This window comes from Lentzea albidocapillata (genome assembly GCF_000719115.1).
Lineage (GTDB): Bacteria > Actinomycetota > Actinomycetes > Mycobacteriales > Pseudonocardiaceae > Lentzea > Lentzea albidocapillata.
Genome location: NZ_JOEA01000002.1, coordinates 17,461 through 32,400, shown reverse-complemented (window position 1 = coordinate 32,400; position 14,940 = coordinate 17,461). Strand labels below are relative to the sequence as shown.

The window sequence follows — 14,940 nt, the reverse complement described above, 5'->3', positions numbered from 1 at the left end:
GGTGCTTTTCAGAGTCAGACCGGTTCGGGAAGACCAGCACAGCAACCTGTGCCTGGACGACTACAACCTCGGCACCGCGCCCGGTGCCGAGGTCCGGCAGTGGACCTGCCTTGAGAGGTTATGCAACGGTGGTTGCGGAAGAGTCACGGAATCGCGCGATGGGTCAGTCCGCGTTGTCCTTCAGCAACTGCGCAGCCTCGATCAACCGGCTGATGGTGCGCTCGGTGGGGAGCGCCACGGTGACGAGCCGCTCGAACGTTTCCGCGTACGGCCGCCGCTCGCGCTCAGCTTCCAGCCACGTCCCGCCGTGCAGGGTGTCGAGGTAGACCACGTCCTCGAACTCGCCCTCGCGGAACGACAGCAGGGTGAACGACGTCATCCCCGCGAACGCTCCCACGTCGTCCGGCACGAGCCGCACCCGCACGCCGGGAAGCTCGGTGAGCGCGGCCAACCGCAACAACTGATCAGCCATCACCAGCGCGCCCCCGACCGGTCGCCGCAGCACCGCCTCTCCCACAACGAGATCCAGCCGCAGCGACGGCCCTGTGCTGAGGTGCCGCATCACTCGGTCGCGGTGAGCGTCGCCGTAGTGCCGGTGGCCCTGCTCGGACACCGCGTCCGCCTGGACGCCGCGCAACGCGGCCTCGTACTCAGGTGACCGGACGAACGGTGGCAGCACGTCGAGCGCGACCACCTGCACGTAGCTCGCTTCCGCCTCCACTTCGGCGTACGTCCACCCGACGCAGGACGAAGCCGCACCGGTCAGCAGATCGAACCTCAGCGGATCGCGTGCGCGCTGTGCCCCCAGAACGGCAGGCTTCCGCCGCTCGCCGCTGACCCGGTACACCAGGGCAAGTGCGACAACGTCAACGTCGATGATCGGGACCAGCGCGTTCTGCATCATCGACGTCTTGGCCGACGACCAGTCCACACGTTCCCCGACCTCCAACAGGCTCAAGTCGCTTTCATTGCGCCACATGGCAAGCGCACGACCAACCGCGCGGTTCTGCAGGTTGGATCTGAAGTCTTTAGGCATGCGCGACTCGCTCGGTGCGTGGGTGAACCCGACGCGGTGACGTGCGCCGCGTCGGCTCCTCTTGCCAACCCCGGTTGTGTGCGGTGGAGTCCGGAGGCTGGCGGCGTTGCGTCCTCAACAGACAGACCTGCGCCTTGCCGCTTCGTCTTCGGCGGGACATATGGCGTCGTACAGGCGGACGATCAGCGCTTTGGAGTCGGCCTCGTCCAAGCTCTTTTCGTCGAGCGCGCGAATGACCTTGTCGTAGCCCGTGATCGCGTCGTTCTCCTCGGAGAGGAGGCTGGAGTTCTCGGTATCCACCCACACCAGTGGTGCGTACTTCGCAAAGGTCAACCGAGCGAACGGCCCAGCAAGGCCAGGATGCGCACCGAGTGCGGCGGGCACGATCCGGATCGTGGTGTTCGCCCACTTCGCCATGAGCAGGAGGTGCAGCAACTGCCCGGCGTGTACCTCGGCACCACCGACGTGCAGGTGCAGCGCCAACTCGTGGATGAAATAGGTGCACTGTTTGCCGCCGCGAAGCAACTCCTGCATCGCAAGCTGCGCCTTCACCCGATCGTGCAGCTCAGCCGCAGGCACAGTGGATGATGCGAGTAGCACCTCGCGCATGTAGTCGGCCGTCTGAAGAAACAGCGGCACCATGTGCGTGTGCCAGCTCGTCAGCGACTCGGCCACGGCCAGGTTTTCGGCGAGCGTACGAAGCCGGATTGGCGCACACGTGCCGTGCTGCTGCCACCAACCCCTGACGTGCGTCTCCGGGTGCAGCGACAGCAGGTGAGCAGATTCGGCGGCCCTGGCTCGGCAGACTCCCAGCAACGCGGCAACTTCGAGCTGGGTGGTCCCGCCTTTGCCGTTCACCACATCCGAGAGTTTGGCCTCGTCCCAGTCCAGGATTTCGGCGACCGCGCGCGAGGTCAGGCCAGCATTCGCGATGGCCGCCCGCAGGCCGGCACCGAACTCCCGACCACGCGCAGTGGAGATCCTCTTTGGCATATCTATTTCCTCGCACAGGCTCGGAGAACTTTCAGATGTTCCGTCCACGAACGCGGTGGCTGCTGCCGGTTTGCCTGCTTGAGTGGGTTCATCGGAGCACCACTCTCACGCGTTTGCCGACTCGCGCACGTGCCTGGTGCGCATGCGCGCCGGACAGCTTGCCGAATCGCTCCCGTCGCCATGAACCGATGCGGTGCAGGTACGCCCGTGCGCTGGACCAGTTGTGCGCGAGGGCTTCGACGCGCAGTGCGTCGCGCCGCCGACGGCGGCGCACGGCCCGCTCGCTACGCCGTTGCGCGCAGGAGCCGCACCCTGCGTCGCACCACAGGTGCCGTGCGAACGTAAGCACCAAGACCGCTGCGAGCAGTACCACTCCGCCGACCAGAATTGTCAGGGCGGTCACCGGAACCGCCCGCCTCGATCGCCAGCGAACGTTATGACTGCCCGCAGGGGTGTGTGCTTGTTGCTCATGGTTGTGCCCTTCCGGCGTGACGCCGACTTATTCGGTCCTCTTGCTCACGCTGGACAGAATCGGCTCGGCTTCGGTTCGCAGGTGCGGTTCGAGCTGATCCCACTCGCTGCCTTCGCCCACGATCCAGAGGTAACGGCAGATCGCGGACAGGAGAGCCAAATTGCCGCTGCGGGTGTGCAGCTCGGGCATGTCGCGGATCCGCCGGGCGGTAGCCGGGTCGAGAAGGCTGTTGCAGTAGAGCGTGGCCATGTCGTACCCGGCGAACATGGGACGCCAGCTCTCCCAGTCGAGGATGCACATCTGCGGCCGGCGCAGGTTGCCCCAGTGCAGGTCTGCGTGCGCTGTCGTCCAGCTGACATCCGCGAAGGCGTCCTCAGACAACGTGATGCCGAAGTGGTGCTCGACGCTCCGGATGGTCGAGGCCACCGCACCGAGCTCGTTGTGCCACTCCATCGGGTGTGCCGCGAGTGCCGCCAGTGACCGGCGCAGGTCCCGCCACCAGGTGTCGGATAGCTGGGGCTCATCGTGCAGCACGCCGCCGGGCGCGACCGTCGTCCCTGGGGCGAGGGTCATCACCTCGCCCCGGAGACGGCGGCCCCGCAGATACTCGTCGTTGTGCTGCCAGTCGTGCCACCGGAGAACCGCGGGTTTGGCGACGCCACGGATCGAGTTGCCGGCGACGTTGCCGTCCCATCGGCAGACGGGCTCGTAGTCGGCGTCCTGCACCACGACCCTCAGCCAGACGTCACCGCCCCCACTGCGGGCGACCGCGCCGGCCGAGCGCATGTCGAAGGTGTTCACCGGCTCACCAGCCACGCTCACGTCCAGCGCCGTCGCTGCCACGTCGAGCTGCTTGTCGAGCCAGACCCGTCGTCGCTCGACGGCCCTCTCGATCTCCAGGGCGTCCATGCTCACTTCTTCCAGAACTCGCCTTCTTTGCCCCAACTGCCGCCCTTGCGACCCCAGTCCACGCCGCTGGCGTTCACGCTCCCCGTAGTTCTGGCGGCCACGACCTGTGCCCACTCAGTGTCGACGTTGGACACGGCGCGCACCATTTGCTCCAAGACCGTCATCTGCTTCCCTTCGCCTGTAGTAGTTCGGCAAGCGCCAGGACGGGCGCTTGAACGGAATTTCGACAGTGGTCGGTCTCGGTCACGGCGAAGGTGCCGTGTTCGAAGAACCGATCACCTGCGTGCGCGCCCTGACAGAAGGAGAAGAACTCGCACGTCTGCTTGCAGGTCTCCAGTGCGTTCGTGAACTCCTGGACGTACAACAGTTCGTCAGAGCGCTGCACAATCGCGGACAGGTCGTCTTCCAGTACGTTGCCCGCGACGAAGTCGTCGTAGGTGACGCTGCGAACCCCGAGCAGTTCCGGTGATAGCAGCACCACGTCGCCGTTCCAGGCGATCGTCGGAATGGGGTCGTGCTGGGAGTCCGCGTCGCGCCGCTCTTGTGTCAGGCCGAGGAAGCCCAACAGGTTCGAGACCTCTCGCACGGTCACGTCGTTGTTGCGGCGGCACCACTCGAAGGTGTCGCGCCAGAACTGGCGGGCGTGGTCGATCGAGGGGGTCTGTCCGTCGGAGTTCGCACCTTCCTTGGCTTCGATGTTGAACCCGACCCACGAGGTGCCCAGGTCTCGCATGAAGTCCAGGACCTGTGCGGCCTGCCCGGTGCCGTCCTGGCTGACGACCGCCAGGACGGTGAAGGGGATGCAGCGTCGTTTCAGGGTTTCGATGCCTGCGATGGTCCGGTCGAACATCGGCCGGCCACCTCGGTCGACGCGGTGGTGGTTGAGTTCGCGAGGTCCGTCGATGCTCACGCCCACGCCGATCTCGTACTGCTCGAACACGTCGCACCAGGCATCGGTGATCGGCCTGCCGCCGCCGGTCTGGACTTTGTGCCGCACGCGCCGGGCTTGGCGCAGAGACTCGAAGGGCTGCAACAACTCCACGAACCGCGTGAGCCCAACCGCCAACGGCTCGCCGCCGTGCCACACCACCTCAACCGGCTCCCACGACGGACCGATGCCATCCGCGACAGCCGATGCCACCTGCGGCGTCATTTCCTGCTTCAGGTGCCGTTCGAGCAAGTAGCAGTAGGTGCAGTCCATCGGACACAGCGTTGTTGGTTGGACGACGATGGTCTTGGGCTGTGCCGCCAACCACTGGGCCATCGCTCCTCCGGTGCGTTGTCGCCGACATGACGCCGAACATCGATATAGTGGGTTCGTTCGTGATGATTCAAATATGGCTTGGACGACGAGCACGCGGCAGATGACAAGCAGGGACATGGAAGGACATCGATCATGTCCAGCGACGCCGCCGCGATCGGCGAGGGAAAGCGTCCGACGCCGAACCTCGTGCTGATCGCCCGGCGGCAGGCCAAGGGGTGGGGACGAGACAGGCTCGCCAGGGAGTTCGAGCGGCTTGGTCGGCAACTGGAGCTCACGACGCCTGAGCTGGGCGCCATGGTCAAGGCGATCTACCGGCACGAGACCGGCAGAGCCGCGGTGCGGGACGAGGTCTACCTCCGGCTGTACTGCGCCGCGTTCGAGGCCACACCGCATGAGCTGTTCGGCACCCTCAGCACGGGCGCGGTGAACTGTCAGTCGTGTGGCCTCACGAGCCACAAGTTCGTGCCGGTGTACCTCGGACCCGAACTGCTCTCCACGCTCATCGAACGAGCGAACCTCGTACCCGGCTCGGTGCAATGGGCGGACTGCCACGTAGGACAGGTCGAGCATCCGGCTGGTCTCTGCGAGTTGTACGCGTTCCCCTGGGGTGTCGCGGTCTTCCACCTGGCGGAGGAGCTGAGCGTGCCGAACGTCGCCAGCCTGGCGATGTGGCGCCGGCAGACTTATCGCGAGACCCGGCAGTGGGCGACTGAGTGGCTATGCGAGCGGACCGGTTCGGACACACCTACCGCGCACTACGTGCTGTCGGCCTACTGGTTGCATGAGTCACTGTGGAACGGCCAGGACCTTGAGACCGCGATGCGGCTGTTGAGCATGCCGCGCGTCCTGCTCGACCGCGGAACAGAGGAGGCCGGGCCTTCCCTGCACCACGCGGAGCTGGTGGAGCAGATGTTGCTGCGTGAAGGATTCCACGACAGCCGTATCGATGAGTTCGGCATTCGAGGCTTGTCCATCGGCTGCGCGAGCTGGGCCGGGCTCAGCTACTACCCGCAGGCGGCAGGACGCGCGCTCCAGACGTCTGACCTGGTCGACTGTGAGCTGCTGGTCCAGGCGTTGTGGTGTTATTGCCACCGCGTGCACGAGCAGGTGGAAGAAGGATGTGATCCAGTTGTTCCACCTGAGTACGGGTGGCGCTGGATCCGCGCGGTCAGGTCGCGGTTGACCATGACCAGGCCACAGGAGACAGCGCAACATGCCGCGATGCGCCGGGCGGTGCTCGAAACCAGTGAGTTGGGCAAGCACCTGACGACCGCGCTGGAGTTGCTGCGAGACACGAGCGGAGAATGATCAGGTGGATCTGGCCAAGAGCGTGCTGGTGGTCGTCGATGTGCAGAACGGCTTCGTGTCCAGCAAGTCAGCGCCCATCGTTCCGCACGTGGCAGATGTCGTGCGTCGCTGGGAAGAAGCCGGCGGTACGACCGTGTTCACCCGATTCGTCAACCATCCCGGATCGCCGTACGAGCGGCTGATCAACTGGTCAAGGATGCAGAAGTCTCCCGAGATCGACATTGTCGACGACCTCGTGCCGGCGTCACAGCGTGCGGTCAAGGTGCTGGACAAGCCGATCTATTCGTTGTTCACCGAGGAAGGCGCCGCGACAGTGACGGAACACGGCTGGACTGACATCGTGATCGTCGGGATTGCTACCGAGTCCTGCGTGCTCAAGACGGCGTGTGACGCGTTCGAGCGCGGCCTGACGCCGTGGGTGGTCAAGGACGCGGTCTACAGCCACGCGGGTCAGGAAGCGCACGAGGCGGGCCTCCTCGTGACCAGCCGGTTCATCGGCCGCCGCCAGCTCATCGACGCAGACGCCCTCTTCACCGAGAAGCTGGTGGGGACAGGGTGACACGACCTGTAGCGGTGATCGACATCGATGGGACCGTGGCCGACGCCCGACATCGACTTCATCTCCTCGACTCCGACTCGCCGACCAAGTGGGTGGACTTCTTCGACGCGGCTGGCGATGATCCGGTGCTGCCGGAGGGAGCTGATCTGGCGCACGAGCTGGCCGCCGACCACGACGTCGTGTGGTTCACCGAGCGACCGGTCCTGCTGTTGATCTGCACGTAGCCGAGGTCCGCGCCCACACCCGCGCGGACCGAGGGAAACCGGTACGGGTCATCCGCCACGGACACGGTGATGATCGACGGGCACGGCTGGCGCGCGGATCGCTTGCTCACCCGGTCCAGCAGTACGGCCAGGCCCTCGTGTGTGCGGACGATGATGGCGGGATCGCCCGGGTTGAAGTCGTCCTCGGGCTCCGGGTCGTACCAGACCTCTAGAGCTGCCACGGTGCCCGCATCCCTCCTGTGTACGTCTTGCAATAGTTCGGCGCGTGCACGGTGAGCGTCGAGCCTGCCGGCAGACTCGTAGGCCTGCTTGGAAGGCGTCAGGACACGCGCGGGCGGACCGAGTCGCGGATCACCAGGTGTGTCCCGAGAACGACGTGCGGAGGTGTGCCGCCGCGTGCCTCGTGCTCGAGTGCGAGGCGCACGGCGGTGCGCCCGATCTCCTCGTGTGGCAGGTGCACGCTGGTCAGGTTGAGGTCGAGCGAGGGCTGCAGATCGTCGAATCCCACCATCGACACGTCGTCGGGCACCCGGAGCCCGTGCTCGGTCAGTGCCCGGCAGGCGCCGCCGGCGATGAGGTCGTTGAGGGCGAAGACCGCGGTGAAGTCGCGAGGACCGGCGGCCAGCCGCTCCTTCATCATCCGGTAGCCCTCGTGCCACTCCATCGTCGTGCCCTCGACCTCGAGCGCGGGGTCGTGCGGCACGCGGTGCGCGGCCAGGGCCTTGCGGTACCCGGCCACCCGGCCTTCCTGCGTGGTGTAGCCGGGACGCCTGCCGAGGCACAGGATCCGCTCGTGCCCGGCGGACAGCAGGTGGCTGGTCGCCGCGAACGCGCCGCCGGCGTTGTCGTACTCCACGACCACCGCGGGCACATCGGGGCCGAGCGGCGGGCGGCCGCACAGCACCAGCCGGGAACCGATCGCGGTCAGGGCGTGCGCGTACTGGCCCATGCGCTTGTGGTACTTCTCGTCGGCCACCACGTTGCCGACCAGGATGACCGCCTCGGCGTGCTGCTCCCGCATGAACTTCACCATGGCGAGCTCACGCTCGGCGTCGCCGCCGGTCGTGCCGATCAGGCACAGCCGGCCTTCGGCGGCGGCCTGGGCCTCCACGCCCTGCGCGACATGCGCGTAGTGCGGCGAGATCACCGAGTTGAGGACAATGGCGATGCTCTTCGCGGACGTGCCCGCGAGCGCGCGGGCGTGGGCATTGGCGACGTAGTCGAGTTCCTCGACGGCGCGCATGACGCGCTTGCGGGTGGCGGGGGAGGCCGGGTAGTCGCCGCTCAGGATGCGCGAGACGGTGGCGACGGACACGCCGGCCCGTTCCGCCACTTCGCGGATCGTGGACCGCCGCCGGCCGTTCACTGGTTCGCTCGCCCGACGCGTCATCGTCCACCGCCCCTTCCCGTGACTCCGTAACCGGGAACATTGTTTCAGAAAACGGTTACTGAATCATTTATACCCCGGTGCCGGCGGCGTCGTCCGCAGGCCACCGTACGGGCGCGCCGTCCACGGGATAGCGCGCGTAGGTGACCTGGGCACCGAGCACCACCTCGATCCGCTCCCCGTCCGGCAGTCGCATCGTGGCTCGGTCACCGGCGACGGACGCGGTGACCGACTCTCGCAGCGCGGCGGGATCGACCCGATCGCCGGTGAGCACGATCAGCGAGACATAGACGGCGCTTCCGCCAGGATGATCAGGCGCCAGCAGGTACGGCGTGGCGGAACACACGCCGAACGCGTTGGCGTCCATGGCGTCGGTGGTCGCAGCCGAACAGAAACCGTGCAGGGCGACCACGACGCTCGTCAGGCCGTCCGGCAAACCGACCTGGCTCCATCGGTCACCGGTGCCCACCGCCGGTGGGCGGGAACCGGCCAGCGCGTAGCCGCCGTCACGGACGACATGGCCAGGTGGGGCGGTCACGCGGTGGACGCGCAGTTCCCACGGTCCGCGCACGACCGACGCCGTCTCCACCCGCACCGGGCCGTCCTCGTAGGCCGACGCGGCGAACCGGTCGTGGACCGCGATCGCCTCGATGCGCCGCCGGCGGGAGACGACGCCATCTGGCCCGATGACCGCGAGATGACCGTCCACCGCCCGCACACGAGCATCCTCACCGACCTCGGGAGCTGCATGCGACGAGTACCCGAACCGGGTGTAGTGCGGGTCGTCGATCCCGTCCGCGGACAGGTGCCGAGCCCGGTCGCTGCCGTGGTTGACCACGCGCACCACCCCGTCGTGACGGGTGGCGTGCAGCAGCCAGGCGGGGCCGGGCATCGCGACGACCTGGTCGCCGTCGTCGATCGGCGCGGCGCTCTCCGGCACTGTCCACGCCGGATGGTCCGCGGGCAGCAGCAGTCCGAGAAACGCCTTGCTCGCCCAGTACGGCGAGGCCGGACCGGAGTAGTGCTGCGTGCTCGGCAGGAAACGGTCGTGCCAGCCGAGGCTGAGCAGGCCGCGGTCGTCCGGTACACCGCGCTCGACGAAGTGCCGCAGCACGCCGCTGGCGATCCGCCGGGAGCGGCCGGCGGGCAGTGGGGTCGCGTCCGTCAGCTCGCCCAGCCACAGCGGTGCGACGCAGGCGAACCGGTAGCACAGCGACCGCCCCTGATACACCGGCGCGCCGTCACCGGCGAACATGTGCTGGTACTGCTCCAGGAAGAGGCGCAGCCGCTCCCGGTACACCTCGCCGCTTCGCTGGTCGCCCGACATCCGGGCCCACAGCAACGGGTACAGGTGCAGGGCCCACCCGGCGTAGTAGTCGAAGCTCCGCCCGGCCCCGTCGGTGTACCAGCCGTCGCTGGCGTACCACTGTTCGATCCGGTCGAGCCCGTCGGAGATTCCGGCCGGGTCGTGCGGTCCGCCGACGCCTGCGAGGAACTGCTGGACCATCACGGGGAACAGCACCCAGTTGCTCTGCCACGTCCGTTTGCCCGCCGCGGCGGCGAGCCAGGCAACGATTCGGTCCTGCACCGAGGAGTCGAACCGGTCGAACAGCCATCGACGGGTCTCGTGCAGTGCCAGCGCGATCGAGGCCGCTTCCACGAGCTGCTGCGAGCAGTCGGCAGGTGCCGGCCAGGCGTACCGGTGGCCGGGGTCGGTGCCGTGGGCGAGGCCTTCGGCATACCGCTCGATGAGCTCCGCGGGCACGTCACCACCGGCACCGGCGATGCGGAAGGCCGCGAGCAGGAAAGTCCTTGCGTAGCCCTCCAAACCGTCACTGTGCAGGCCCGCGCGGCCAGGCCGGCCCGGCAGCCGGTACTGGGCGCCGCCCGGCGTGGCGTAGGGCGCTACGCCGTCCAAAAGATGATCGGCCACTGCTTCCCAGTGCGCCCTGGCCCACCCCGTGTAGGGCGACAGCAGTCCATCTGTCGAAAGAGGTCGAATTTGAGTTAAACCGTTTGTATCGATGGATCGAATCTAGGGTCGAGTCGTTACGCGGTCAATACCGTTGCTACCAACGAAAATTCGGCCAACGGTCTTGACACGATCAAGAAATCCTTGGTTCGCTGCCCCAGCAATAGTAAACGTTTCAACTCTGGCTCAGGTGGAGGGCAAAGATGCCCGAACTGTCTCGCCGCACTCTTCTGGTGGGCGTCGCGATGACCGGCGCGGCAAGCGGGCTGCACGCACCGGCGCAAGCCGGCGCCGCACTGGGCGGTCAGCCGCCGCCGATCCCCGCCGCGAACGCGGAAGTGCCACTGCGCTGGCTGGAAAGCGAGGCGCCTCAGGCACTCGTCGGCACCACCTGGGGAGTGCCGTGGGCGCGGGGTGCCCTGCCCAAAGGCAGCGAGCTGTCCCTCACCACCGCCGCGGGCCAGTCCGTGCCCGTGCAGTCGTGGCCGACTGGTTTCTGGCCGGACGGGACGGTCAAGTGGACCGCACACGCGATCGGCACGGAGGTCGCGCCCGCGCGGGAGTACCTGCTGCGCACCGGAAAGCCGGCCGCGCCCGCCGCCCCGTTGCGGATCAGCGAGAACCGCAGGGAGATCGACGTCGACACCGGCGTCATCCGCTGCCGGATCGCTCGCCGCGGTCGCGTCCTGGTGCCGTCGATCTCCAGGGGAGACCGGACCATCGCCACCGGCGGCACCCTGGTCTGCCTGCGCAGGAACACCGCGGACGACGCGCCTGAGGTGGTGCGCACCGAGCGGTTCACCGCCGACATCCGTGCGGTGACCGTCGAGCAACGTGGCCCGGTTCGCGCCGTGGTGCGGATCGAGGGTGTGCACCGGGCCGAGCGAGGCCCCAGGGCGTGGCTGCCCTTCACCATCCGGCTGTACCTGTACGCGGGCAGCGACGGGATCCGCATGGTGCACACCTTCGTCTTCGACGGCGACGCGAACAAGGACTTCATCTCCGGCCTCGGCGTCCGTTTCCAGGTGCCGATGACCGATCAACCGCACGACCGTCACGTGCGGTTCGCCGGTGACGGTGACGGTGTGCTCGGCGAGGCCGTCCGCGGCATCACCGGTCTGCGCCGTGATCCCGGTGCGGCGGTGCGGCAGGCGCAGATCGCCGGACGAGCCACACCTCCGCTGTCCACCTGGGACACCCGGGTGAGCAGCCGGCTGCAGTACATCCCGGCCTGGGGCGACTACAGGCTGCGGCAGTTGTCCGAGGGCTGCTTCGACATCCGCAAGCGCACCCGCGCGGGCCACGGCTGGATCCCGGTGGATTCCGGCCGCCGGGCGTCCGGCCTCGGCTACGTCGGCGGGATCAGCGGCGGGTTCGCGTTCGGCATGCGCGACTTCTGGCAGCTGCATCCCACGCAGCTCGACGTCCGCGGCGCGGCGGGGGAGACCGCCGAGGTGACGATGTGGCTCTGGTCGCCCGACGCCACCCCGATGGACCTGCGCTTCTACCACGACGGGATGGGCCAGGACACCTACCCGAAACAGCTCGAAGGGCTGGAGATCACCTACGAGGACTATGAACCCGGCTTCGGCACGCCGTATGGGATCGCCCGCACCACCGAGCTGTCGTTCTGGGCCTTGGGGGCAACGCCGTCCGCGGAGCGGTTCGCCCAGCTGGCCGCGGCCGTGCGCACACCACCGTTGATCGTCGCGCCACCTGCCCACCTGCACGGCGCCGGTGTCTTCGGCGACTGGAGCCCGGTCGACCGCAGCACGCCGGCGCGGCGGGAGATCGAGGACCGGCTGGACTTCCTCTTCGACCACCACCGCGGCCAGGTCGAGCAGCGCAGCTGGTACGGGTTCTGGGACTACGGCGACATCATGCACACCTACGACTCCGACCGGCACGTGTGGCGGTACGACATCGGCGGGTACGCCTGGGACAACTCCGAGCTCTCGCCGGACCTGTGGCTGTGGTACCAGTACCTGAGATCCGGACGCGCCGACGTGTTCCGGTTCGCCGAGGCCATGACCAGGCACACCGGCGAGGTGGACGTCTACCACCTGGGCAAGTGGCGCGACCTCGGCACGAGGCACGGTGTGCAGCACTGGGCGGACAGCGCCAAGCAGCTGCGGATCAGCACCGCCGCGTACCGGCGGTTCTACTACTTCCTCACCGCCGACGAACGGGTCGGCGACCTGATGCGCGACCTCGTCGACGGCGATCGGACGTTCCTCGTCCTTGATCCGATCCGCAAGATCCGGACCGGGCCCTACGAACCTGATCCGCACGCGTTGTCCGTCTCGCTCGGCACCGACTGGAGCGGTCTCGCCGCCGCCTTCCTCACCGAGTGGGAGCGCGGCGGGGACCCGATCGCGCTGCGCAAGCTGATAGCCGGCGCCCGCAGCATCGGGGCACTGCCCAACGGTTTCGTCCAGGGCAGCGGACTGTACGACCTGGACACCGGAGCCTTCGCACCGGCGCGACCGGCCGTCTCCGTGGGCTCGCTCGGCGCGGTGTTCGGCCTCGTCGAGATGTGCAGTGAGCTCGTCGACCTGCTCGACATCCCGGAGTTCACCAACGCCTGGCTGCAGTACTGCCGGCTGTACAACGCCACGGCCGAGGAGCAGAAGGCCGAGACCGGTCAGTCGTTCGGCAACCAGAACCTGCGGCAGGCCCACTCCCGGCTCACCGCCTTCGCCGCGGCGAAGACCGGCAACGCCACGCTGGCCGCCAGAGCGTGGCAGGAGTTCTACACCGGCCACGCCGGCTATCCGCGCAACGCACCCTGGAGAACGGTGCGGGTCGACGGCCCGGCCGTGCTCAAACCGGTCGACGAGGCGAACTTCGTGTCCACGAACGCCTCCGCACAGTACGGCTTGGCCGCGATCCAGTGCCTGGCGCTGATCGGTGATCAACTGCCCTGACCCTGCACCCTGCCCTGACCCTGCACAGGGAGGATTCGATGAAACTGTCCAAAAAGGTCTCGACAGCCGGGGCCGTAGTCGCCCTGCTGTCCGCCACGGTGACGGCTTCGGCCGTCGCACCGGCCGCCGCGACGTCCCCGGTCGGCGTCGCGGCGGCTGCCAGACCGATGGAGAACCTCGGCCGCGGCGTCGTCGCCGTGCGGTCGGGCAACAACGCTGTGCTGGTTTCCTGGCGATTGTTGGGACTCGACCCGGACGGCATCGGGTTCAACGTGTACCGGTCCGCTGCCGGAGGCCAGGAGGTCAAGCTCAACTCCGCGGTCCTGACCGGAGGCACCAACTTCACCGACTCGACGGCGGACCTGACCCGGTCGAACAGCTACCGGGTACGGCCCGTGGTCAACGGCGCGGAGCAGCCACCGAGCGGCGCCTTCACGCTGACCGCCAACCACGCCGTCGAGCCGGTCGTCCGGGTACCGCTGCGCTCCGGCGGCCCGGTGAAGTTCGTCTGGGTCGGCGACCTCGACGGCGACGGTGAGTACGACTACGTCCTGGACCGCCAGACGTCGCCGCAGACCCTCGAGGCCTACCGGCGTGACGGCCAGCTCCTCTGGTCGGTCAACATGGGACCCAACAGCACCAACCAGAACAACATCGAGGGCGGATCGTCCACGATCGACGTCGGCCACAACGACGGCGTCACCGTCTACGACTTCGACAGCGACGGCCGCGCCGAGGTCGCCGTGCGGATCGCCAACGGTGTCCGCTTCGGCAACGGCACCACGTTCACCAACAGCGACAACAACCGTCAGTTCATCGCGATCCTCGACGGCATGACCGGGGCACCCCGCGCCACCGCTCCCGTGCCGACGGACTACCTGCGGGACGGCCCGATGTACGCCCGGTTCGGCGTGGGCCACCTCGACGGCACGCGGCCCAGTCTGGTCGCCTTCATGAAGAACCGCGTCGGCAACGGTGGGTTCAACCTCATGATGGGCGCCTGGCAGTTCGACGGCCAGTCGCTGTCCCAGCAGTGGAAGTGGCTGCGCGGCAACCAGAACACACCCGACGGGCACAACACCCGCGTCATCGACGTCAACGGCGACGGCACCGACGAGGTCGCCGAGATCGGGTTCGTGCTCAACGGAAACGGCACCCTGCGGTACTCCCTGGGCCCCTCGGGCGTCATCCACGGCGACCGCTTCCACATCGCCAAGATGGATCCGAGCCGTCCAGGCCTGCAAGGCTACGGCGTCCAGCAGGACAACCCCAGCGGCCTGCGCGAGTACTACTACGACGCCGCCAACGGCTCCATCATCTGGCGGCACTCCGCGTCCGGCACCGCCGACGTGGGACGCGGCATGGCGGGCGACATCGACCCGCGGTTCCCCGGCATGGAGGTCTGGTCCTTCTCCGGCCTCTACAACGCGCCCGCCAACCGCCTCACCGAACCGAACACCTCGCTGCGGCCGTGGCCGCAACTTGGCCTGTGGTGGGACGGCGACATGACGATGGAACTGCTCAACGACGGCAAGTTCGAGAAGTGGGACCCGAACAACCCCAAGCCCACCAACGGCCTGCAACGGATCCTCAACACCTCGGCCTACGGCGCGGTCGACGCGAGCCAGAACGTCCAGCCCACCTTCTACGGCGACATCCTCGGCGATTGGCGAGAAGAAGCCGTGTACACCAACGCGAGCTACAACGAGCTGATCATCTTCACGACCAACCACCCCACGAGCACAAGGCTCTACACGCTGGCGCACAACCCCGCCTACCGCAACGCCATGACGCTCAAGGGCTACATGCAGTCCCACCATGTCGACTACTTCCTCGGGTCCGGCATGAGCCGGCCGCCCCGGCCGAACATCACTTACCCAGGCAGGTGA

Annotated in this window: 12 protein-coding genes; 4 read left to right on the top strand and 8 right to left on the bottom strand. The window is 67.6% G+C overall.

What is annotated here, in order from left to right; all coding sequences use genetic code 11:
* Window positions 1–163 precede the first annotated feature (163 nt).
* From IG04_RS0102295 to amcB, 5 genes are all read right to left on the bottom strand, one after another.
* Window positions 164–958, bottom strand: a complete 795-nt coding sequence (locus tag IG04_RS0102295; protein ID WP_030474818.1) for a DUF5753 domain-containing protein — start codon at window positions 956–958, stop codon at window positions 164–166.
* Between the two features lie 192 nt (window positions 959–1,150).
* On the bottom strand, window positions 1,151–2,029 hold the full coding sequence (locus IG04_RS0102290) for a helix-turn-helix domain-containing protein (protein WP_030474817.1): 879 nt from the start codon (window positions 2,027–2,029) through the stop codon (window positions 1,151–1,153).
* A 499-nt stretch (window positions 2,030–2,528) separates the two neighbouring features.
* Window positions 2,529–3,410, bottom strand: a complete 882-nt coding sequence (locus tag IG04_RS0102285; RefSeq protein ID WP_030474816.1) for a hypothetical protein — start codon at window positions 3,408–3,410, stop codon at window positions 2,529–2,531.
* Window positions 3,411–3,412: 2 nt separating this feature from the next.
* Window positions 3,413–3,574, bottom strand: a complete 162-nt coding sequence (amcA, locus tag IG04_RS46195) for a multiple cyclophane-containing RiPP AmcA (RefSeq protein WP_157512848.1) — start codon at window positions 3,572–3,574, stop codon at window positions 3,413–3,415.
* The gene (gene amcB, locus IG04_RS0102275) at window positions 3,571–4,791 is read right to left on the bottom strand and encodes a cyclophane-forming radical SAM peptide maturase AmcB (protein ID WP_211257646.1); all 1,221 of its coding nucleotides are present in this window, start codon (window positions 4,789–4,791) and stop codon (window positions 3,571–3,573) included. The genes amcA and amcB overlap by 4 nt, the downstream gene beginning before the upstream one ends.
* Window positions 4,792–4,806: 15 nt before the next feature.
* Between amcB and IG04_RS0102270 the strand changes: the two genes are divergently transcribed.
* The gene (locus tag IG04_RS0102270; RefSeq protein ID WP_030474814.1) at window positions 4,807–5,982 is read left to right on the top strand and encodes a hypothetical protein; all 1,176 of its coding nucleotides are present in this window, start codon (window positions 4,807–4,809) and stop codon (window positions 5,980–5,982) included.
* A gap of 4 nt (window positions 5,983–5,986) precedes the next feature.
* On the top strand, window positions 5,987–6,541 hold the full coding sequence (locus IG04_RS0102265; RefSeq protein WP_051768707.1) for a cysteine hydrolase family protein: 555 nt from the start codon (window positions 5,987–5,989) through the stop codon (window positions 6,539–6,541).
* Between the two features lie 58 nt (window positions 6,542–6,599).
* Here IG04_RS0102265 and IG04_RS46190 read toward each other — a convergent pair whose 3' ends face one another.
* The 3 genes from IG04_RS46190 to IG04_RS0102250 form a co-directional block, all read right to left on the bottom strand.
* The gene (locus IG04_RS46190) at window positions 6,600–6,986 is read right to left on the bottom strand and encodes an Imm1 family immunity protein (protein WP_159460406.1); all 387 of its coding nucleotides are present in this window, start codon (window positions 6,984–6,986) and stop codon (window positions 6,600–6,602) included.
* Between the two features lie 98 nt (window positions 6,987–7,084).
* Window positions 7,085–8,098 carry a LacI family DNA-binding transcriptional regulator gene (locus tag IG04_RS0102255; RefSeq protein WP_245815832.1) on the bottom strand — a complete coding sequence of 338 codons (1,014 nt, stop codon included), beginning with the start codon at window positions 8,096–8,098 and terminating at the stop codon, window positions 7,085–7,087.
* Window positions 8,099–8,222: 124 nt separating this feature from the next.
* Window positions 8,223–10,127 (bottom strand): DUF2264 domain-containing protein, encoded by a 1,905-nt coding sequence (locus tag IG04_RS0102250; protein WP_276326639.1) that lies wholly within the window; start codon window positions 10,125–10,127, stop codon window positions 8,223–8,225.
* Window positions 10,128–10,327: 200 nt separating this feature from the next.
* Here IG04_RS0102250 and IG04_RS0102245 point away from each other — a divergent pair, with 200 nt between their 5' ends.
* Entirely contained in the window at window positions 10,328–13,051 is a 2,724-nt protein-coding gene (locus IG04_RS0102245; RefSeq protein WP_030474809.1) for an exo-rhamnogalacturonan lyase family protein, read from the top strand.
* A gap of 38 nt (window positions 13,052–13,089) precedes the next feature.
* On the top strand, window positions 13,090–14,940 hold the full coding sequence (locus IG04_RS0102240; RefSeq protein ID WP_159460405.1) for a rhamnogalacturonan lyase family protein: 1,851 nt from the start codon (window positions 13,090–13,092) through the stop codon (window positions 14,938–14,940).

Coding starts and splice junctions, on each gene's coding strand:
- IG04_RS0102285 (WP_030474816.1), bottom strand. CDS start 3,410: ATGGACGCCCTGGAGATCGAGAGGGCCGTCGAGCGACGACGGGTCTGG.
- IG04_RS0102240 (WP_159460405.1), top strand. CDS start 13,090: ATGAAACTGTCCAAAAAGGTCTCGACAGCCGGGGCCGTAGTCGCCCTG.
- IG04_RS0102290 (WP_030474817.1), bottom strand. CDS start 2,029: ATGCCAAAGAGGATCTCCACTGCGCGTGGTCGGGAGTTCGGTGCCGGC.
- amcB (WP_211257646.1), bottom strand. CDS start 4,791: ATGTCCCTGCTTGTCATCTGCCGCGTGCTCGTCGTCCAAGCCATATTT.
- IG04_RS0102270 (WP_030474814.1), top strand. CDS start 4,807: ATGTCCAGCGACGCCGCCGCGATCGGCGAGGGAAAGCGTCCGACGCCG.
- IG04_RS0102245 (WP_030474809.1), top strand. CDS start 10,328: ATGCCCGAACTGTCTCGCCGCACTCTTCTGGTGGGCGTCGCGATGACC.
- amcA (WP_157512848.1), bottom strand. CDS start 3,574: ATGACGGTCTTGGAGCAAATGGTGCGCGCCGTGTCCAACGTCGACACT.